Genomic DNA, 20,661 nt, shown 5'->3' on the forward strand with positions numbered 1-20,661 from the left:
ATTATTTATTTTGGGATTTTTATTATAGTTTGCAGCTTTGGAAAAAAACATATAATTGTCAGGAATTAAGTCAATTGAGGAGACGGAGCTGTTATCTCTTATTGAAAAGGGTAACAGGAGAGCTTTTGAGCTGGTGTACAAGGACTATTTTGGGCAACTTAGCTACTATGCCTTCAAAATTATTGACAATCCTGAAGAATCAAAGGATATCGCCTCTGATATACTTGTGCAGATAATTGCACGGCCCAAACAATTCAAGAGTCTGAGCCACCTTAAAAATTACCTTTTTTTAGCTACGCGCCACGCTTGTCTGCATTTTCTGGGGCAACAAAAGAGAGAACAGTTCACCTTTGATGAACTGCATAATCTTGCAGACGAAGCGGACTGGGAATCGGATGTAGAACGAGTCCGCGCCAGCGTGGTTTCAGCCGTATATGAACAACTGAACGCACTTCCGAAAGGCTGTGCCGAGGTTTTCAGACTAATATATTTTGAAGGAAAAAGTATCACCGAAGTAGCAGAACAATTAGAGATCAGCACCAAAACTGTATTAAACCAAAAGCAAACTGCCGCAAAACTGCTTAAAGCGGCACTCTTAAAGAAAGGCCTTCTCGCTCTATTCGTGGTCTTTTTTGGGGAATTATAATTTTTTTTAGAAAATTCATGGGAATTTGGGTGACTTCCTCCTATATATATTGTGGGGGAAGAAAACCGATCTTGTATTATGCAAATTGATGATATAATTATTAAGTACATAAATGGTGGTCATGTAACAGAGCAGGAGGCAGCTTACCTGCAGCAATGGCGTGTTTCCTCCGAAGCGCATGAAAGATTGTTCCAGGAATTGAATAACGAAGACTTACTCAAAAAAGAATTGCAGATTTTAATGCAATTCGATAGTAATAAGGCATGGAATGAGCTCCGGGAAAAGCAGACGATGCCGGTAGTGCGTCTTAGAACCAATATAATTAAATGGATGGCAGCTGCTTCGTTACTATTACTGGCGGCAGTTGGCGGTTATGTATTGTTCAGTAACAGAAATGCGGTTACACCTAAAACAATAACCCACAGTGAGATAAAGGCGGGCACGGAAGGGGCTATACTTACCTTGGCCGATGGGTCGAAGATATCGTTGGACACAATAAAAAGCGGCGTCATTGCACTTCAGGGCGGGGTTACAGCTAAATTGGTAAATGGCGCCCTGGTATATGAAGGCGCTACTGATCAGGTAGTATACAATACCATTACCACTCCTAAAGGGCGCCAAATGAAAGTAAGATTGCCGGATGGATCAATGGTTTGGTTGAATGCAGCCAGCTCAATTCATTTCCCTACTGCATTTCCTTCATCGGCGCGTAAAGTAGCCATGACCGGCGAAGCTTACTTCGAGGTTGCCAAAGAGCAAAATGCCCCATTTATCGTGAGCGTAAATGATATGACCGAAGTGGAAGTTTTAGGAACTTATTTTAATGTCAACGCTTATGCTGACGAGCAATACACCAAAACAACTTTACTGGAAGGAAGCGTAAAAGTCGGATGGCAGGGAGGCAGGTTTTTAAAGATCAGACCTGGCCAGCAAGCTCAGATGAACCATGACAATATTGCACGAGCTCAAAACAACATCGAAATCAGAAGTCTTGATCAGGAGGAAATAGAAAATGTGGTGGCATGGAAGAACGGATACTTTGATTTTGATAATTCATCATTTGTGGAGATCATGCGTCAGTTAGAGCGTTGGTACGATATCCAGGTGATTTATGAAAATGGAATTCCAAAAGTAGAATTAACAGGAAATATGACAAGGGACGTGACGCTGAATGATCTTATGGAAGGACTGGAAAAACTTGGTGTTCATTCAAGACTGGAGGGAAGAAAATTAATTATCAGTAAACAACCATAGCATGCTAATATATAAAGAGAGTATTGTTGCCGGAGGTTATTAGGGTCATTTCAGCAGGATTCCCTCTATCGCAAAAAACGAAGTGCTAATCAATTATCAACCAAACTACCTAGAAGTATGCCAAGAATTATTTTCAGGTCCGGGCGTCCTGTGTCCGGATGTTTCAAAAACGGCCGTTTTCGGGCCGGCGTCAGGATTTTTCCAGGAATGAAATTTACCTTTTTGCTAATAGCGATTTCACTTGCATGTTTCGCCAGAAGTTTCGGGCAGACCGTTTCAATTTCGGGGAGGAATTTAACATTGCAATCCATCGTTAAATCTATCCAGAAACAAACCGGGTACGCGGTTCTCGTTAACAGGAATATTTACAATGAAAGCTCAAAAATTTCATTAAACGTTGTCAATATGCCGTTAACTGAAGTGTTAGACCGCGTAGTTAAAGATCAATCACTCCAGTATGTTATCAAAGGGAAAACGGTTTTCATCTCCAAAAAAATCCCGGACACTCCTTCTGATACCCCGGCAAAAGAGTATATCAGGGATGAACCTGTGAAGGGCTACATTATAGATTCAACCGGTAAACCTTTAGCCGGTGCTTCCATCAGTTTGAGAAATAAGCCAGGTAAGACAATGACCGGGGAAAACGGTGGGTTTACTTTGGATGTTTCACCGGGAGATATATTGGTGATAAGGTTTCTGGGATACGAAACAAAAGAGTTGACGATAACAAACCTGCATATTGCGAGCCCGGATGGTTTTGCTATCCGCCTTGATCCAGCCATGAATGAACTGAGGGAAATTGCGGTAGTAAATACCGGCTACCAGAAAATAAACCGCACCAATCTCACCGGTTCCGTGGTAACGGTTGGAAGCCAGGAATTAGAAAAGCGGAACGCGCAAAATGTATTACAGAACTTAGAAGGTATTGTTCCCGGCCTTGTTCAGTACAGGGGCAATGCCACCATTCGCGGAGTCAGTACCTTACAGGCCAATACAAACATCCTGGTGGTTGTGGATGGGCTGCCAATTGAAGGATCCATTGCGGATGTAAATCCATATGATATAGATAACGTTAGTGTATTAAAAGACGCGGCGGCATCTGCCATTTATGGTGCGAGAGCTTCTAATGGCGTAATCGTTGTTACTACGAAGAAGGCAAAGGAAAAGAATAAAATTGCGGTGGAGTTTTCAGGTAATATCACGATTACCAACAAACCGGATTATAGCTACCAGAATTACATGACCCCTGCCCAGCAGGTGGATTGGGAAAGAGATTACTATAGCTGGTGGTTTAATGGCGGAGACGGAACCGTTTCCAACCCCATAGGGACTTTCGAGAATAATCTTGTTTTAGGAAATGCTGCATCTCCCGTCCAATATGCTTATTATCAGTTTAAGACTGGTAAAATCGATCAAAATCAGTTGGATAACCTGCTTGGTGAATACCGGAAGAATGATTTTGTTACCCAATATAAAGATAATGCCTTATTGAACCAGGTTCTTCAGCAGTATAACGTTGCTATACGCACGAACAATGGCAAATCCCAGAACAGCCTGGTGGTAAATTATACCACAGACAATACAGGGATCATTAACGGGTACAACAGGCAAATAAACCTCTTTTATAAAGGTGGGTACAGTTTTGCAAAGTGGCTGGATATTGACTATGGCGTGAATAGTATTATCGGAAAAATCAGGACTCACAACAATGAATTTGCTACAACGCCGTATTCAGTACCATCTTACTACAGCTTATTCAACGCCGACGGAACAAGAGCACAGTATTCCACCAACCGGTTCAATATCTATAATACAGTAACAGAAACAACGCCGGGACTATATTCTTCCAAATTTAACCACCTTGATGAACTGGAACGGGATTTTGCAAATACCTCCACACTGAACACCAGGTATTACCTTAATATGAGCTTTAAGCTGGCTAATGGACTTTCTATTCATCCGATGGTTCAGTATGAAGATTTGCGCAGAACTGTTTCTGCATATTCAGAGGCAGAAAGCTATACAATGAGATGGTTACAGGATGTATATACCACCCGCACCGGCACAGCGGGTAATTACAAGTATACGAATTTGTTGCCCCAAGGAGGAAAGCTGGCCACTTCCGAACTGAAAAGTCCCAATTATACGGCACGCCTGCAGGCCAACTATGATCATGAATTTGGAAGTCACGGTATCATTGCTATTGCTGGTGCAGAATTCAGGCAAACACGCAATTATGGTGTAAATGGAATGTTGTTAGGCTATGATGACCAATTACAGACCCAGTCTACACAAAGTGTTAACTTCGGCAACCTGTACAACATTAACAGCGGTACTTTCTGGAACCCCAATTATCCTGTCAGACAGTATCATTTTAATGACATCGCGGATATGAGTTTGGTTCGTGACGAAATGCACCGGTTTGCCTCAGGATATGCCAACGTCACTTATACCTACGATAGAAGGTATAATATCTTTGGATCATTGAGGAAAGATTATGCGGACCTTTTTGGGGGAGATGAAAAATACCGTGGCCGCCCCTTGTGGTCAGTTGGCGCTTCGTGGGTAGCGTCTAACGAATCTTTCTTAAAAGACGTTGCAGCACTCGATTATCTTAAATTGAGGGCAACTTATGGCCTTACCGGCAACATCAGGAATGTTACCGCGGTTCTTGCGGCAACCACAGGGCTAAATCAGGTAACTCAACTGCCTAACGCAACGGTTACAAATCCACCTAACCCACGATTGAGATGGGAGAAAACAGCTACTATAAATATTGGCGCTGATTTCAGCTGGTTCCAAAACCGCCTGAGAGGTTCATTCGACTGGTATAAACGGAAAGGAACTGATCTGTTTGCGCAGAAGCGTTTAGATCCATCAGAAGGATTTACTTCTATGGTGATAAACAATGCCAGTATGATCAACCACGGACTTGAAATCAATCTTGGTTACGATTGGATAAGATCCTCCTCCGCAAATGGATTCAGGTGGTCATCTGTTTTAACAGGCGCATGGAATAAGAATAAAATAACGGATGTAGATGAATTAACAAGAGATCCGTTGACATTGGCCGCCGGAGAATCCTACAGGGTTGGATATCCTGTGCATTCATTGTTTTCATTCCGCTTTGCCGGACTTGACGATACCGGAGTGCCAAAGTGGTACGACACCAAAGGAGTTGCTACTAAAGCAACATTGGGAGCAAATGATGCGGATGCAGTGGAGTTTTCCGGAAATGCGGATCCTGTCATCAATTTTGGATTGAACAATGATTTTTCATTTAAGGGAATCAGCCTGAGCGTATTTGCGGTTTATTACGGAGGTCATTATTACAGGGCCCGCCCTGTACCTGTGCCTTATCCGTATGCTAATTACGGACCATTGCCTTCTTATTTGTTAAACAGCTGGACGCCAACAAATACAGATACCGATATTCCGGGAAGCGGGCAATATTATCAGATTCCAATTAACAACCAGTATTACTACTCAAACAACCTGGTGAGGCCGGCCGACTTTATAAAGATCAGGAATATCGTATTGGGATATTCAATACCACAAACCGTTTCGTCAAAGATCAGGGCAACCAATCTTAAAGTAAGAGTACAGGTAAATAATCCCAAATCCATCTGGATAAAGCAAAAAGATGTACATGTAGACCCTGAAACCGGTGCTGCACCAATCCCTGCCTCTTTTGTTTTTGGTATCAATGCTAATTTTTAATTCAATGAACATGAGAAGACATATTTACTTTTGGGTAATCACCATTTCAATGGTTATCGCTTCCGGATGTAAGAAATATACTGACATAACTCCTAAAGGACAGAACTTGCTGAAAAGAGCAAGTGATCTGGACTTACTGATGAATGTTGACTATTCCGGTACGGCCTTCACCTGTGTAAAGCAGGCAATATTGGATAATGACATGTATTTGCATGCGTATAATGTACCAAATACTATTTCGTCCAATGTGCAAACCATGAACAAAATCCTCATTACCTATGATGAATCTGCAGACAGGGCAGCGTTGACGCTTACGGATGGACCCTATGAAGGCCTTTACCGGATCATTTCAACAGTAGCAAATATTGTATTAACCAATGCTGATAAAGCCAGCGGAGATCCCGTATTGTTAAAGCAGTTGAAAGCTGAAGCGTATATCCAGCGTGCCTATTTACATTACCTGCTGGTTAATATTTATGCCAAAGCATATGATCCGGCAACAGCGGATAAGGACGGCGGGATATCCTATGTAAAAGATATCGACTTTGAAGCTGTTAACACAAAAAATACAGTTAAAGAAGTTTACGACAATATACTTACCGACATCAATGCAGCACTTGCTTCCGATGCACTGCCTGATCAACCTAAAAATGCTATGAGGATAGGCAAAGCATTTGCATTGGCGGTGAAAGCAAAAGTATTGATGTCTATGCGCAATTATACAGCTGCTCTTGCCGCCACGGAAGAAGCATTGAAATATAACAGCGTACTGGAAGATCACAGATCGCTGCTGTCATTGCCAAAGGCTTCCAGGGTACCGGTTCGCAATGGATTGGGCGCAGCCGATAATTTGTTCTATGCCGTTAATTCCGGCTTTTTACCAACCACCTTTACACCTACTTATGAAATCCTGCATGATTGGTACGAGCCAGGTAACATCATCAGGGATTCTTCCGCCGTTTACAACTATGATTATGGGTACCTGTACATTGGCTTGCCGGGTATCCCTGTCTGGATTGCACCATCTTATGAGTCGAACCAGGCTGGTATGACAACCTCAGACCTTGTTTTGATGAAAGCGGAATGCCTGATCCGTACAAATAAAATTGCGGAAGGAATGGAAGAAGTGAACAAAATCAGAATCCGCCGGATGGTACCGTATACGCAGCTTATAGCAGCAAATGAAGCGCAGGCTATGGCCTGTTTGCAAAGGACATCCCGGATAGAATTTCTATTCACCTGGCGAAACTTCATCAACTTAAAAAGATGGAACAGGGAAGGTAAATATGCTGCAACGATTGAAAGGACTATCAACGGGGTTAAATACATATTACGGCCTGACTCTCCTTTATGGATATTTCCTTTCCCCCGGAGTGCTACACAGTTTAACAGCACGTTGACACAGAATTATTAAGGATCATTGAAAATTAATTAAATTAATATGAAGAAGATGAATTTAGCAGCATGGATGCTGCTGGTATCAGCGTTTGTATTTTCCTATGCAGGAACGGCAACCGGGCAAAGCAAAAACAAGCTTTCCATCGGTGATCAGGCGCCACCGCTAAAATATTCGAAGTGGATTAAAGGAAAGCCGGTTAAATCCTTTGAAGGCGATCATCTTTATGTGTTAGAATTCTGGGCAACCTGGTGTGGCCCATGTAAAGCTGCTATGCCACATCTTACCGAACTTCAGAAAGAGTATAAGGGGAAGGCCACCTTCATCGGAGTAGGGGTTTGGGAAAAAGTTGAGGAGGGTAAACCTTATGAATCTTCATTGCCAATGTTAGAGAAGTTTGTAAAGGGAAATGACGCCAATATGGGCTATTCGGTGGTGGCTGATAATAATGAGCAATTCATGGGGAACAACTGGTTAAAAGCGGCCGGTGAGAATGGCATTCCATCTACCTTTATCATAAAAAATAACCAGATTATCTGGATTGGTCACCCGGGTTCATTAGATAGCACGTTGCCAGGTATCTTAAACGGAACTTATGATATGGCAGCATTTAAGGCTTCATTTGACCGCAAAGCTGAGGCCAGAAGAGGCGAAATGGCTACCATGCAGGCGGCGCTTAAACCCATACAGGATGCTATTACAAACAAAGATTACAAGTCGTCACTGAGTTTAATGGACAAACTGGTAGCAGATAGTCCACAGTATAAGTTTATGGTTGATCAAATGAGATTCGGGGTATTATTAAACTATGTGAATCAGCAACAGGCTATTGAATTTGCCAAAGAATTACAGAAAACGAATAAATCAGTACCAGGAATAGCACTTAGTGCGGTTTATAACAAAAATGGCTTCGATAAGAGCACTTACTTATGGGCAGCTAAAACTTTCGAAGAGGCAAATCCAAACCTCACTAATCCGGTAGCATTAGACGCGGTGGCCAGCTGTTATGCTAAAGCCGGGGACTATGCCAGTGCCATAGCGAATGAAGAAAAGGCAGTGGAAGGCGCACGTAAAGCGTTGAAGAATGGCGAAATGGTTGGTACTATAATGGATTACACGGTGGTGGAGTACGAAAAAACATTAGAGAACTATAAGAAAATGAAAGGTATCTAGTCGTTGCGCTGTCCGAAATCCTGATGGATGGTGGAATGACACTAACCTGATCCCTGTGGCTGTAAAATAATGCCTGGCATTGCCAGGCATTATCAATGGGCGACGCCCGGACAAGCAAACATTTACGCCTGTTTTTTATACACGCGCATCGCAATGATATAAGCTACAAGTATAATCCCGATACACCAGGCAAGCGCCACCCATATTTCATTGCCCACCGGCTGGTTTGAAAGTAACGCGCGAATGGTTTCCACTATGGAGGTTACCGGTTGATTTTCGGCAAAGGCGCGAACCGGCCCCGGCATCGTAGCTGTTGGTACAAACGCTGAGCTGATTAACGGCAGGAAGTGAATCGGGTAGGCAATTGCAGTGGCGCCATCCACCGATTTGGCAGACAATCCGGCAATCGCTGCAATCCAGGCCAGTGCAAGTGTAAACAATGCGAGTATGCCAGCCACGGCCAGCCACGACAATATACCGGCCGGCGAGCGGAAGCCCATTATTAACGCTACGATAATAATAACGGTGAGTGAAATCAGGTTAGATACCAATGAGGTCATAATATGCCCCCATATTGCAGCAGAACGGGCAATTGGCATGGAGTTGAAGCGCTCAAATATTCCCCGTTGTACATCATTAAAGAGCCGGTAAGATACATAGCCGACACTGTTTGCAATAGCAATTAACAGTATACCGGGCAACAGGTAATCCACATAGTTATCTGTACCGGACTGAATGGCGCCGCCGAGTACGTAGACAAATAACAGCATCATGGCAATTGGCATGATAGTGACGGTGATGATGGTATCCATGCTGCGGAGAACATGGCGCATGGAACGTCCAAGCATAACGCTCATATCTGCAAAAAAATAGTTTTTTATTGTCTCCATGTTATTTTTCTTTTTTTCCAACAATTGCAAGAAAGATCTCTTCCAGGGTTGGTTGTTTTTCAATATATTCTACCTGTGTGGGCGGGAACAGCTGTTTGAGTTCCGCGAAAGTGCCGCTCACGATGATCCTGCCCTCATGAAGAATGGCAATTTTATCGGCGAGCTGTTCTGCTTCTTCTAAATACTGGGTGGTCAGGAATACGGTTGTGCCGTTACCGGAAAGTTCCTTAACAATCTTCCAGAACTCAATCCGGGCTTCAGGGTCAAGCCCGGTGGTTGGCTCGTCGAGGAAAATAAGCGGCGGGTTTCCCACGAGGCTCATGGCGATGTCGAGCCTGCGACGCATCCCTCCTGAATAAGTGGAGGCGCGGCGGTCGGCAGCATCGGTTAAGCCGATGCGTTCCAGGAGATCAGCGGCTACCTGGCGCGGATTGCTGAGGTGCCGCAACCTGGCAATCATTGTAATATTTTCCCGCCCGGTTAAAACCTCGTCTATGGCCGCAAATTGCCCGGTCAGGCTGATCGACTGCCGCACGCTTTCTGGTTTTAAAAGGACATCGAATCCATTCACAGTCACATTTCCACTGTCCTGTTTGAGTAGCGTGCTGAGGATTCTGACGATGGTTGTTTTGCCCGTACCGTTGGAGCCGAGCAGGGCAAAAATACTGCCCTTTTCGACCTCGAAATCTACGTCCTTCAGGACATGAAGCTGCTTATAGGACTTTTGGAGTCCTTTCACTTGAATTGAGTTTTGCATATACTTCTCTCTTTATATAAATGTAACCTTCGACAGATCGGCCCCCATGCCTTTGAGTTCGGCATAGGTCAGCTTATCCATCATTGCACCATCAAAGCAGATGGTTTTAATGGCACGGTAGTATTTATTGGTTAAGGCATACGTTGGACGAAAAGATACATTCCTGAGTGTCGCACCATTGAACGTAGCTTCGTTTAACGCCGTTTTGTCGAACCTGACGCCGATAAAGGTCTGCCCGTCGAGGCGTAGTCCCCGCATATCGGAATACTTAAAGTCCACGCCTTTGAAGACGCAATTTTCAAAGACGGTTTTTCTAAGGTCGGTCTTGGTCAGCTTTACATCGGTCAGTTCTGCATCAATGAATTTCGCCCCCGCCAGTCCCGAGGTACTGAATACGGTGCGTACGAGAATAGTTTTGTTGAAGCTTGCGCCTGTAAGGTCGTTGGATGACAGGGTGCAGTCTGTCAGGTTTGTCCCATCAAAATTGGCTGCATGTATATCGCTACCGGTAAACGAACTGCCGGTCAGGTCAGCCCCGGCAAAGTCGGAGCCTTTTAATGCACTCCCGTTAAATTTTCTTTTATGCGCGGTAACGCCGGTGAAGTCGCTTTCTGAAAGGTTGCCGCCGCTGAAGTTTGTCAGTAGCTGCCGCTCCTCCGGCGGGGAGGGAAGGATGGGAACCTCCGTTTGGCCCGTGTCGTTACTATTCTCAATGGTCTTTAAAAATGTGCTATCGTCCGCAGATTGGAAGTTCTCTGAAAAATAATTAAGGTCGACACCCAGGATTTCCGCAAGCCGGTTAATAGTGATGATGTCCGGAATTGATTCCCCGCGCTCCCATTTCCCCACAGCCTGCGGGCTGATAAACAGAAGCTGGGCAAGTTGCGCCTGGGACATATTTTTATCCTTGCGCGCTTTGGCAATTTTGCTGCCGATCATTTTAGTGTCCATGTTTTTGTTTTAGGTTATCGACCCTGTAAAGGTATAGGGATGTATTTCCTGAATCAAAAAAATGCAAACACTCATAGTTGTATTTACGCTACCTGGAGTTGTTATTAATAACCTACGGTGGTATATGGGGGATTAACTGCCTGGAAAGAAGGGGAGGGCTGAGAAATTTAACGCCTGGTCTTCACGCCGGCGCCGTGAAGACCAGGCGTTATGATACTAAGTCCGGTAAGCTTTTAACACATTCATTACCCAGGATTTGCCCCATTGTTCAATCTGTTCTTCAGTCCACAGATAGGGATAGAAAATCCTTTTCTGGAATCTCGGCGGCAGGTATTTCTGCCAGTTGGTGCCACCTGTGGCGGCGATGTCTACCGGGTCGCGTTCGAGGTAACGTACGGCAGACTTATAGTGCGATAACGGCCATTCCACGTTTACAAACAGATCCAGCTTTCTGAGTTCGGCTTCCACAGCACTCATATCTTCCCCGCGCCGGAGCAGCGTTTTGTACAGCGAGGAAAAATTGTGGTCAATATTGTTCTGCGCCAGCTGCAGGAGTTGTCCGGCATATTTCACAATGAACTGTTGCAGGGTAAGCGTCTGTTTACCCGTAGATAATTCTGAAGCGCCGTATTTCCAGTAAATATTTTCAAACTGTTCTGCTGGTGTGGCATGTTTTAATTGCTCCCTTTTGCTTAGTGTTACCAGCTGAATGAGGTCGGTTGAATAGATCTCTATCATACGGTACTGTGCCGATTGGAAGCCACTTGCGGGCAGCAGCGACATCCTGAATTTCAGGAATTGTTCTTTGTCCATTCCATCCACCATGATATCGAAGGATGATACCAGGGCGGTGAAATAAGCATTAATTCTTTTAAGCCTGGAAGCAAAAAAGTCAGGCGTAAGTGAGGTATTGGCGCTTATCTGCCGGCACTCGTGCAGGGCAAGCTTAAAATAAAGTTCAGTGATCTGATGATACATGATGAAGATCTCCTCATCCGGATAAGAAGTTTTCGGATGCTGGAGGCTCAACAATGTATCCAGGTGAATATAATCCCAATACGTCAGGTAGTCTGCATAAAGAAGGCCATCAAGATAGGCGGTGATGTCCTGTCCCATTGCAGCGTACTTCTCCTGCAGCAGGGATAGTCTGTCTTTGATTTCAGCGGTTATTTCCATTGCTGCTGTTATTGTTTTGGTGTGATCAGTTCTTTACTTATTGTCAGCATTCTTTCTGCTGTCAGGAAAACATCCTCGAAGCTATTATACAATGGTACCGGGCTGAGTCTGATAACATCAGGCTCGCGCCAGTCGCCCAGGATATTGTTGGCTACGAGTGCCTGGAATACCTCTTTGCCTTTGTATTTGGCTATGATAGACAACTGGGCGCCTCTTTCATTTTCGGCAGAAGGTGTGATGATTTTGTATTGTTCAAAGCCGAGTGTTTTATTCACTTCGCTGATGAGGTAGTACAGATAGGCCGTTAACCGGAGGCTCTTTTCCCTGAGCGGGCCGATGAAGCCGGCTTTTTCGAAAGTTTTAAGAGAGGCGTGATACAGCGCCATTGGAATGACCTGCGTGCAACTTACCTGCCAGCCGTCGGCGCCAGCCTCCGCAATAAACCCTTTCTCCATTTTAAACCGTTGTTGTTCCTGGTAGCCCCACCATCCCGCAAAACGGTCGGATGATTTATCGGAAAAATGTTTTTCATGTACAAAAATTCCGCTGATTCCTCCCGGGCCGGCATTCTGATATTTATAAGAACACCAGCATGCGAAATCAATATCCCAGTCGTGCAGTTTCAGCGGTACGTTGCCTGCTGCATGCGCGAGGTCGAACCCAACAACAGCGCCGGCATGGTGCCCTGCTTTTGTAATAGCCGGCATATCAAACCACTGGCCGGTAAAATAATTTATACCGCCAAACAATACGAGCGCAAGCTGTTCGCTATTATCGGCAATAGCAGCCAGGATATCTGCTGTTTGCAAAGTAGCTTCACCAACCCGGGGCGCTACTTCAATAATGGCGTCTTTCGGATCATAGCCGTGAAACCTGACCTGGCTCTCTACTGCATATTGGTCGGAAGGAAAAGCGCCGGCCTCCATAATGATTTTAAATCTGGTTGCAGTGGGACGGTAAAAGCTCACCATCAATAGATGCAGGTTGACAGTAAGTGTGTTCATCGGGCATACTTCCCGGGGGCCGGCGCCAACGATATGAGCCATCAACCCCTTCAGTTCTTTGTGATAGTACATCCAGGGTGTTTCACCTTCAAACCATCCTTCCACTCCCAGGTTCTCCCAGTTGTTCAGTTGCTGATCCACATAACTGCGTGCTGCCCTGGGCTGTAACCCGAGGGAGTTGCCGCACATATAAATGAAAGGAGTACCATGCTGCTTTGGGAAAAGGAAATCGGCTCGCAGGTGGTGTAATGGATCTTGCCGGTCCAGGCTTTGCGCGAAAGCCAGATTGTTTTCAAAAATCATATTGATAATTATGTTAATGGTTGGAAATCGCGTGCATAGACATTGCTGTCGATGGCGTCAAAAACGATATACTGGTAAGTTGGATGATCGCAGCAAAATGCTGCCAGCAGAAGGAGCTCCTGCTAGGAAGGCCGGTTGATTATATTTTTATAGATATCTACCATTGGCTGGAAAGTGCGACAAAAAAAATACAAATTGTTTACACTGCCAAATAATATTTACCTGTTATAGGAGTTTGCACACAACGGAGCCTGACCGCATCAACGGCGCTCACCGGCATTTCACGGAACTAAAAACAGGCCATGCTGATCTTCACTGTATGATATGTCATTAAAACGCGCCTGATTTTTTAGGGGGTAGAAATTTTTTATCTATTTTTAGCTCTGCCAAAGCTTGCACTTATATTGCCAGACAATTTCCTACATACAGAGAAAGATATTTTCCAACAGATTGCGAACGGCGATCATGATGCCTTTACCCGGTTGGCGGATCAATACTGGAATAACCTGTATGGGCAGGCGATGGCTTACCTGAAAGACTCTCATAAAGCCCAGGATGTAGTCCAGGAAGTGTTTCTCACCATCTGGAAAAACCGCAGATCCCTCTCAGATGTAGAACGGCCGCAGCACTATTTATATACGATGGCCAAAAACAGGATACTAAGTGAATTCAGAAAGAAGCTGGTGGTCCCGATCCCGGACGATATCGGGCAGCTACCGCCGGCATCCGATTCCCCGGCCGATGAGCAGTTGGCGACCAAGCAGCTCCGGGAGCTGATCCAGGTGGTGATAGAACAGATGCCGCCGCAGCGCCGGACGGTTTTTGAACTGAGCCGGCAGGAGGGACTAAAATATGAAGAGATTGCGGCGCGGCTGGGGATTTCCCGGGAAACGGTGAAAGGCCATATGATAAAGGCCCTGGCGCAGATGCGAACCTTTATGCGGCATGCGCTCCGGCTGCTGTTCCAAATTTTTTTTTAAAGAGAGCAACCCTCTTTTTACACTTGTGCGTCTTTATAGTATATGCACATCGACGAATTCAAGGATCTATTGGAAAAATACCTGGATGACAGGATCACGCCACACGAACGTCAACGGCTGACAATCGCGCTGGAAGACCCGGATTACATGCAGCTATTGGACGAAACGATTTACGGTGAACTGGTGGCGCGGGCCTATGAAGGAGAGCCGGATGAAGGAATCAGGCAATTGATTCAGCAACGTCTTGACCAGGAAGTGACCCCGGTGCATACCATCAGGCCCCGGCGATATCGATGGGCGGTGGCTGCGGCGATACTCGCTTTGGTGGCTGGAACATACGCATGGCTGCAGCGGCCGGCCAAACATCCGGCGACGCAGCAACTCATCGCCAATGCGATGCCCGGCACCCACAAAGCCATCCTGACCTTATCGGATGGATCCAAAGTAACATTGGACAGTACCGGCAACCAGGTGATCCGGCAGGGCGCAACCGCCATCCATCAACAGGGCGGCCAGCTAAAATATGATGCGCAAAGCACCGCTACTTCTATTCAATATAATACACTAGCCACCCCAAGGGGCGGCCAGTTCCGGATCACACTCCCGGATGGTACAAAGGTGTGGCTGAACGCGGCTTCCACGCTACGTTATCCGACCGCTTTTACAGGACCGGAAAGACTTGTGGAGGTCAATGGGGAGGCTTATTTTGAAGTAGCAGGTAATGCATCCCACCCATTCAAGGTGAAGATTAAAGATGCTGAAGTACAAGTGCTGGGAACGAGTTTTAATGTGAATGCCTATGCAGATGAACCAATCATACAAACTACGCTGCTGGAAGGCTCCATTAAGTTCTCCGCCAATAACAACCACGTATTACTTAAACCGGGACAGCAGGCAGTTCTGGCAACTAATAAGGAGTTCCACATCAACGAAGTAGATCCCAACGATGCCATTGCCTGGAAAAACGGCTATTTCCTCTTTAAAAATGAGGGCATCGAAAGCGTTATGAGAACCATTGCACGATGGTATGATGTGGATGTCAGCTATGAGGGCGATGTGAAGAAGCAGCGCCTCGGCGGAACCGTTTCCCGTTACGAAAATCTGGAAGATTTATTAAAGACAATTGAATTAACAAAAAGCTTAAAATTTAAAATCGAGGGAAGGAGGGTAACAATTATGCCGTAAAATCTTTACTCTACATTGCTATTGCTTAAAATAAGGCAGGATGCGGCGCGCGACGTATCCGGCCAAGCCTCAGCGGCCCTTGTCATGGAATAGCTAACTGCCAGCTAGTTTATCAAACCAAACATTTATTTGTAAGATATCTCTAATGCATACGTATGCAGGGGATGTTCTATGCGCTCTTTAAACGTTCCTCAGTTATGAAACTTACAATAGTTCTATTGCTTGCAACAGTATTGCAGGTCAGAGCGGCTACATACGCTCAATCGATTAATTTGAAAGTTAAAAATGCATCCCTCGAAGAAATATTTACCCAGATAAGGCTGCAAACCGGGTTTAATTTTTTATATAACCCCAGCGCATTGGAGGAAACAAAAAAGGTTTCATTAACCGTTACTAATGCGTCGTTAAAAGCAGTGCTTGATCAATGCTTCAAAGACCAGCCCGTAACATACGTGATCACTCAAAACAATGTGGTAATCAGCCGCAAAACTTCAGAACGGGAAATACTTGTCGCCCCTAACGCGGCCATCAAAATAACGGGTCAGGTTAATGACAGTAAAGGCTCGCCCGTTCCCGGCGTATCGGTAACCATTAAAGGCGCCACCACCGGCGCTATTGCAGATGCTTATGGCAAGTACAGCATTTCGGTACCTGATAAATCTGCTGTCCTGGTATTCCGCTCTGTGGGTTTTATAACCCAGGAAATAGCGGTAAATGATCAAACGGTGATCAATGTAACTTTAGCGGAAAAGCCGTCGGCGTTGAATGAGGTAATTGTTGTGGGTTATGGTTCACAAAAGAAAGCGGATGTTACCGGCTCCATTGCGTCGATAGATGAAGAAGCTTTAAAAAGCGTACCGGCAAGTAACCTGGTAAGCGCGCTGCAAAGCCAGGCGCCAGGTATTGATATACAAAAAGCAGGCGGCAACAGTCATCCCGGCGCTACACCATCCATCTCTATCAGGGGGCAACGTTCTTTGGGCGCCACCAACGATGTGCTGTATGTTGTAGACGGTATACCGTTCAACGGCAACTATATTAATGATCTCAACCAGGATGATGTGGTGGCGGTACAAATATTAAAAGATGCATCTGCAACCGCTATTTATGGATCAAGAGGCGCAAACGGCGTAATACTCATCAGTACCAAACGGGGCAAAACAGGTGCGCCTGTAATTACTTACAGCGGTTATGCCGGCGTGGTAAGCCCACTGGGTTACTATGACGTGATGGATACCAAAAGCTACGAGACCTATAAAAAATGGGGCAACTATAATGCAAACAACCCGAACACCATCGGCGCACCTAATCCTTATAATGGAATAGATGATCCTAAGTTCTATACAGATGGTATCACTTTCCTGCCCGCCGAATTAGCCGGTATGAAAAACGGAACTGCTACCGACTGGCAAAAGCTGATTTTTAAGAACGGCTTTAAAACCAATCATCAGCTTGGCGTGTCCGGTGGTACGGCATCAACAAAATATGCGGTTTCCGCCGGTTTTTATAATGAAACTGGTCTGTTTCCCGGCCAGTCATTCAGGCGTTATAGCTTCAAAGTAAGTGTTGACCAGCAATTGGGTAAGATATTTAAGATTGGCGTAAGCTCAATGAATACCGTGAGTAAAATTAATGGAGAAAGTATCAACCCGGTGGCCCAGGCGCTTACATCCAGCCCGCTTACCGTTCCTTACGACGAGAAGGGTAATCTCATTCCATTCCCCGGCGGCGGCTCTTTAACATATAATCCACTGGCCAACCTGAAGGAAGGTGCAGTTGTTCAAAACCGTTCCAGGTATAACACTTTTACAACTGTGTATGCCGAAGCACAGATTACGCCACAGCTTAAGTACCGTTTTAACGGGGGCGTAGAAATTACCCCGGAAACCTACGGCGAATTTTATGGCAGTGCCACCTATCAGAATCTGAGCGGCCCTTCCACCGCTAAAAATACCAATTACGACTATCACGACTATACGCTGGAAAACCTGCTGGTGTATGAAAATACGTTTGCTAAAAATCATCACTTAACAGCTACCGGCCTGTTTAGTTACCAGGATGATTATAAAGCCTCCACTACATTCAGCTACAACAATATCCTGGCAGATTATATTCAATATTTTAACCCGGCACTGGGCGCCAATCTCAGTGGTTCCGGAAGTTATTCGAAGTTTAATATTGTCTCCTTCATGGGACGTATTAACTATGATTATATGAGCAAATACCTGTTAACCCTCACCATGAGATCTGACGGCTCTTCCACGCTGGCGCCGGGAAATAAGTATCATATCTTCCCATCCGCAGCTGTTGGCTGGAATATCACCCGCGAAGATTTCATGAAAAATATTCCTGCAATATCAAGCCTGAAATTGCGCGCCGGTTATGGAACAGTAGGAAATGCTGCAGTAACACCCTACCAGACACTTGGCGGCATGGCATCGATCAATTACAATTACGGTTCCACAAACGTTACGGGCACTTATCCCAACAACGTACCTAATCCAAAACTCGGCTGGGAGTATACGGCAACATTGAACCTTGCCCTGGACTTCAGCTTGTTTAATGACCGCATCAGCGGGTCCGTCGATGCTTATCGGCAACGCACCAGCAATCTGATACTTCCGCAAAATCTGCCTATTACAACGGGCTACACCTCACAGTTCCTTGCCAACGTGGGTAAAACGGAAAATAAAGGTCTGGAGATCAATCTTGCTTCAACCAATATCAGGGCTGTTGACCGAAATGATTTTGGCTGGACCACCAATTTCAACATCACCTTTAACCGCAATAAAATTACGGCGCTGCAAAATGGCGTAACTCAGGATATCGGTAATAACAGATTTGTAGGGGCTCCTATTAATGCGCTTTATAACTATGTAAGACTAGGCATCTGGCAAAATACACCAGCCGATTCAGCCCTGGCCAGGAAGCTTAACCTGACGTTAGTGGGATCGGGTTCGGTGATTGGTACCATCAAGGTGGAAGACCTGAATGGCGACGGTGTGATCAACTCGAACGACCGTACAATTGTAGGCTCACGTCAGCCTAAGTTTTTCGGTGGCTTTACCAACCGTTTCAGTTATCGTGGTATTGACCTCACAGTGGTGTCTACCTACCGCGTGGGAGGAACACAGATCGCCTATTGGCTTCAACCCGGCAGCAACGTAAATGCGCTGAATGGGAAAATGAATAACCTGAATGTTAATTACTGGACCCCTTTTAATCAGGAAAACACTTACCCTAAACCTAATTTTAACGTAGGCTCGCCCGTTTATGGCGACCTGCTGGGTTATTATGATGCCTCTTATCTTAAAATAAGGACAATCAACCTGGGCTACACACTGCCGTCTCATATTGCAAAGAGAATCAGTGTACAATCACTCCGGGTTTATAGCAGCCTGAATGATGCCATCATCTTATTCTCTCCATTGCACGACCGGTTTCATGGTGTAGATCCTGAATCGGCAGGTACGTTAGGCGTAGATACACCGCCGAATAAATCGATACTCTTTGGTTTAAATGTCACATTTTAATTTTTATCACGATGAGATCCAGCATATATAAATCTATTCCACTGGCAGCAATTACTTTTTTTAGTTTGAGCTGTAACAAACAATTAATAGAAGAACCACATTCGGGGCTGACTCCACAGTATTTCAATACAGCGCAGGGCTTTCAGTCCGGCTTGGATGCCGCGTACGCGGGTAACCGGAATATATGGGGAACCGAAAACTTTATGACGATGACTGTACCGGGCACTGATGAGTTCAAATCCGGCGGTGGCGGCAATAATGATTTCAATATTTATTCAAGCAGCTTCGACGCCAGCAGTGGCTGGGTTTCCGGCATCTGGAATGCCTGTTACACCTACATCAATAACTGCAATGGTATTATTGACAACGGACCGGCAGTTACCGGTCTTGATGCGGCCACGGTTAAACAAAAAATTGCCGAAGCTAAATTTCTGCGCGCAAACTATTATTTCGTACTTGTCCGTTTCTGGGGGCCTGTTACGCTTAATACCCATTTTATTGCAGAACCCAGTACAAGCGCTACCAGGGCGCCTGTCAGTGATGTTTACAACTTCATTATCCAGGATTTAAAAGATGCGATTGCCGGGTTGCCGCCAAGTCCTGTGCAAAACGGCGTATTGCCTGGTAAGGCTACCGCAGCTGCTGCATCACACTTGCTGGCAAAGGTATACCTGACCAGGGCATACTCTGAAGCCAAACAATCTGACGATTTTCAGAATGCTTATTCCACCGCGAAGGGGCTGATTGATAATAGTGCGGGCTTAGGTCTTGCGCTGCTGCCGGATTTTGGATCTGTATATGCAGAAGGTAATGAAGGAAGCAAGGAGGTGCTTTGGAGTGTACAACATACTACCAATCTTACTTATAATAACAATAGCAGTGAGTTGAATTTTCACTATGTAATGGGGTATGAAAATTTCCCGGGCCTGGTTCGCTCTATGGCCTATGGCCGTCCGTTTGCGCGCGTAGAACTGACCCGCTGGATGAGCGATACCTGCTTTGCCGATAAAACAAACGACACCCGGTATTACAAAACATTTCAGTCGGTATGGCTATCTAATGCTGCAGATAAAATTCCTAAGGTAAATGGTGTTCCCAAATATGCACTTGGCGATACGGCTATTTATATGCCCGGAGTGGATGTCAGCAATGCCGACATTACTGCTTCACGCTACCTGCTTGTGCCGCCACGGAATTATACCCTGCAATTGTTTCCAACCATGCTCAAATACCAGGATACCAAAAGGGCTAGTATTAATGATCCGTCGGTAAGGCCGGTGATTGCTTACCGCCTGGCCGAAACCTATTTGCTGGCAGCTGAAGCGGCTTTCAATATTGGTGATAATGCCAGCGCTGCTAAATATATTAATGTTGTACGCGGACGCGCAGCATATCCCACCGGAAACGCTGCAGCCATGTCTATTACGCCGGCTGACGTTACACTGGACTATATCCTGGATGAGCGTGCACGTGAGTTAGCCGGTGAACAAACCCGCTGGCTGGATCTGGTAAGAACAAAGAAACTGATAGAACGGGTGAAATTACATAACCCGGATGCCGGGGTGAATATTAAAGACAAGCATATGCTTAGACCAATTCCTCAAAGTCAGATAGACAGAACTATCACCGGCGACAAGTATCCGCAAAATGCCGGGTATTGATCTTATAACAAAAGTCCGCGGATCATTTCCGC

Annotated in this window: 14 protein-coding genes; 9 read left to right on the forward strand and 5 right to left on the reverse strand. The window is 45.4% G+C overall.

Features of this window, described 5'->3' with window-relative positions; translation table 11 throughout:
• The first annotated feature begins 55 nt into the window (after positions 1–55).
• From PV783_RS13390 to PV783_RS13410, 5 genes are all read left to right on the forward strand, one after another.
• Positions 56–646 carry an RNA polymerase sigma factor gene (locus tag PV783_RS13390; protein ID WP_079468295.1) on the forward strand — a complete coding sequence of 197 codons (591 nt, stop codon included), beginning with the start codon at positions 56–58 and terminating at the stop codon, positions 644–646.
• 78 nt (positions 647–724) lie between these two features.
• Positions 725–1,900, forward strand: coding sequence for a FecR family protein (locus PV783_RS13395; protein ID WP_420988337.1), 1,176 nt, complete (start codon positions 725–727; stop codon positions 1,898–1,900).
• A gap of 405 nt (positions 1,901–2,305) precedes the next feature.
• Entirely contained in the window at positions 2,306–5,620 is a 3,315-nt protein-coding gene (locus PV783_RS13400) for a SusC/RagA family TonB-linked outer membrane protein (RefSeq protein WP_420988338.1), read from the forward strand.
• Positions 5,621–5,630: 10 nt separating this feature from the next.
• Positions 5,631–7,034, forward strand: coding sequence for a RagB/SusD family nutrient uptake outer membrane protein (locus PV783_RS13405; protein WP_420988339.1), 1,404 nt, complete (start codon positions 5,631–5,633; stop codon positions 7,032–7,034).
• A 27-nt stretch (positions 7,035–7,061) separates the two neighbouring features.
• Complete coding sequence (locus PV783_RS13410; protein ID WP_363434723.1) at positions 7,062–8,189, forward strand: TlpA disulfide reductase family protein; 1,128 nt, start codon at positions 7,062–7,064, stop codon at positions 8,187–8,189.
• A 122-nt stretch (positions 8,190–8,311) separates the two neighbouring features.
• Here PV783_RS13410 and PV783_RS13415 read toward each other — a convergent pair whose 3' ends face one another.
• The 5 genes from PV783_RS13415 to kynU form a co-directional block, all read right to left on the reverse strand.
• A complete protein-coding gene (locus PV783_RS13415) occupies positions 8,312–9,079 on the reverse strand; it encodes an ABC transporter permease (RefSeq protein ID WP_420988340.1) in 768 nt (255 codons plus the stop codon).
• A 1-nt stretch (position 9,080) separates the two neighbouring features.
• Complete coding sequence (locus tag PV783_RS13420) at positions 9,081–9,836, reverse strand: ABC transporter ATP-binding protein (RefSeq protein ID WP_420988341.1); 756 nt, start codon at positions 9,834–9,836, stop codon at positions 9,081–9,083.
• 12 nt (positions 9,837–9,848) lie between these two features.
• Positions 9,849–10,787, reverse strand: coding sequence for a pentapeptide repeat-containing protein (locus PV783_RS13425; protein WP_420988342.1), 939 nt, complete (start codon positions 10,785–10,787; stop codon positions 9,849–9,851).
• A 216-nt stretch (positions 10,788–11,003) separates the two neighbouring features.
• Positions 11,004–11,963, reverse strand: a complete 960-nt coding sequence (locus tag PV783_RS13430) for a tryptophan 2,3-dioxygenase family protein (RefSeq protein WP_079468288.1) — start codon at positions 11,961–11,963, stop codon at positions 11,004–11,006.
• A gap of 8 nt (positions 11,964–11,971) precedes the next feature.
• A complete protein-coding gene (gene kynU / locus PV783_RS13435) occupies positions 11,972–13,270 on the reverse strand; it encodes a kynureninase (protein ID WP_420988343.1) in 1,299 nt (432 codons plus the stop codon).
• 404 nt (positions 13,271–13,674) lie between these two features.
• Between kynU and PV783_RS13440 the strand changes: the two genes are divergently transcribed.
• The 4 genes from PV783_RS13440 to PV783_RS13455 all read left to right on the forward strand — a co-directional run bounded on the left by PV783_RS13440 (position 13,675) and on the right by PV783_RS13455 (position 20,629).
• A complete protein-coding gene (locus PV783_RS13440; RefSeq protein WP_159454192.1) occupies positions 13,675–14,250 on the forward strand; it encodes an RNA polymerase sigma factor in 576 nt (191 codons plus the stop codon).
• A gap of 42 nt (positions 14,251–14,292) precedes the next feature.
• The gene (locus PV783_RS13445) at positions 14,293–15,435 is read left to right on the forward strand and encodes a FecR domain-containing protein (RefSeq protein ID WP_111578887.1); all 1,143 of its coding nucleotides are present in this window, start codon (positions 14,293–14,295) and stop codon (positions 15,433–15,435) included.
• A gap of 197 nt (positions 15,436–15,632) precedes the next feature.
• Entirely contained in the window at positions 15,633–18,968 is a 3,336-nt protein-coding gene (locus PV783_RS13450; protein ID WP_420988344.1) for a TonB-dependent receptor, read from the forward strand.
• A gap of 11 nt (positions 18,969–18,979) precedes the next feature.
• Positions 18,980–20,629 carry a RagB/SusD family nutrient uptake outer membrane protein gene (locus tag PV783_RS13455; RefSeq protein WP_336386225.1) on the forward strand — a complete coding sequence of 550 codons (1,650 nt, stop codon included), beginning with the start codon at positions 18,980–18,982 and terminating at the stop codon, positions 20,627–20,629.
• Positions 20,630–20,661: the final 32 nt, after the last annotated feature.

The sequence above is a fragment of the Chitinophaga sp. CC14 genome, from assembly GCF_048957795.1.
In the GTDB taxonomy this organism is placed as follows: Bacteria; Bacteroidota; Bacteroidia; order Chitinophagales; family Chitinophagaceae; genus Chitinophaga; species Chitinophaga ginsengisegetis.

Excerpts from the sequence above, each read along its gene's own strand:
- PV783_RS13455 (WP_336386225.1), top strand. The coding sequence starts at position 18,980 with ATGAGATCCAGCATATATAAATCTATTCCACTGGCAGCAATTACTTTT.
- kynU (WP_420988343.1), bottom strand. The coding sequence starts at position 13,270 with ATGATTTTTGAAAACAATCTGGCTTTCGCGCAAAGCCTGGACCGGCAA.
- PV783_RS13430 (WP_079468288.1), bottom strand. The coding sequence starts at position 11,963 with ATGGAAATAACCGCTGAAATCAAAGACAGACTATCCCTGCTGCAGGAG.
- PV783_RS13445 (WP_111578887.1), top strand. The coding sequence starts at position 14,293 with ATGCACATCGACGAATTCAAGGATCTATTGGAAAAATACCTGGATGAC.
- PV783_RS13410 (WP_363434723.1), top strand. The coding sequence starts at position 7,062 with ATGAAGAAGATGAATTTAGCAGCATGGATGCTGCTGGTATCAGCGTTT.
- PV783_RS13400 (WP_420988338.1), top strand. The coding sequence starts at position 2,306 with ATGCCGTTAACTGAAGTGTTAGACCGCGTAGTTAAAGATCAATCACTC.
- PV783_RS13395 (WP_420988337.1), top strand. The coding sequence starts at position 725 with ATGCAAATTGATGATATAATTATTAAGTACATAAATGGTGGTCATGTA.
- PV783_RS13420 (WP_420988341.1), bottom strand. The coding sequence starts at position 9,836 with ATGCAAAACTCAATTCAAGTGAAAGGACTCCAAAAGTCCTATAAGCAG.
- PV783_RS13425 (WP_420988342.1), bottom strand. The coding sequence starts at position 10,787 with ATGGACACTAAAATGATCGGCAGCAAAATTGCCAAAGCGCGCAAGGAT.
- PV783_RS13450 (WP_420988344.1), top strand. The coding sequence starts at position 15,633 with ATGAAACTTACAATAGTTCTATTGCTTGCAACAGTATTGCAGGTCAGA.
- PV783_RS13405 (WP_420988339.1), top strand. The coding sequence starts at position 5,631 with ATGAGAAGACATATTTACTTTTGGGTAATCACCATTTCAATGGTTATC.
- PV783_RS13415 (WP_420988340.1), bottom strand. The coding sequence starts at position 9,079 with ATGGAGACAATAAAAAACTATTTTTTTGCAGATATGAGCGTTATGCTT.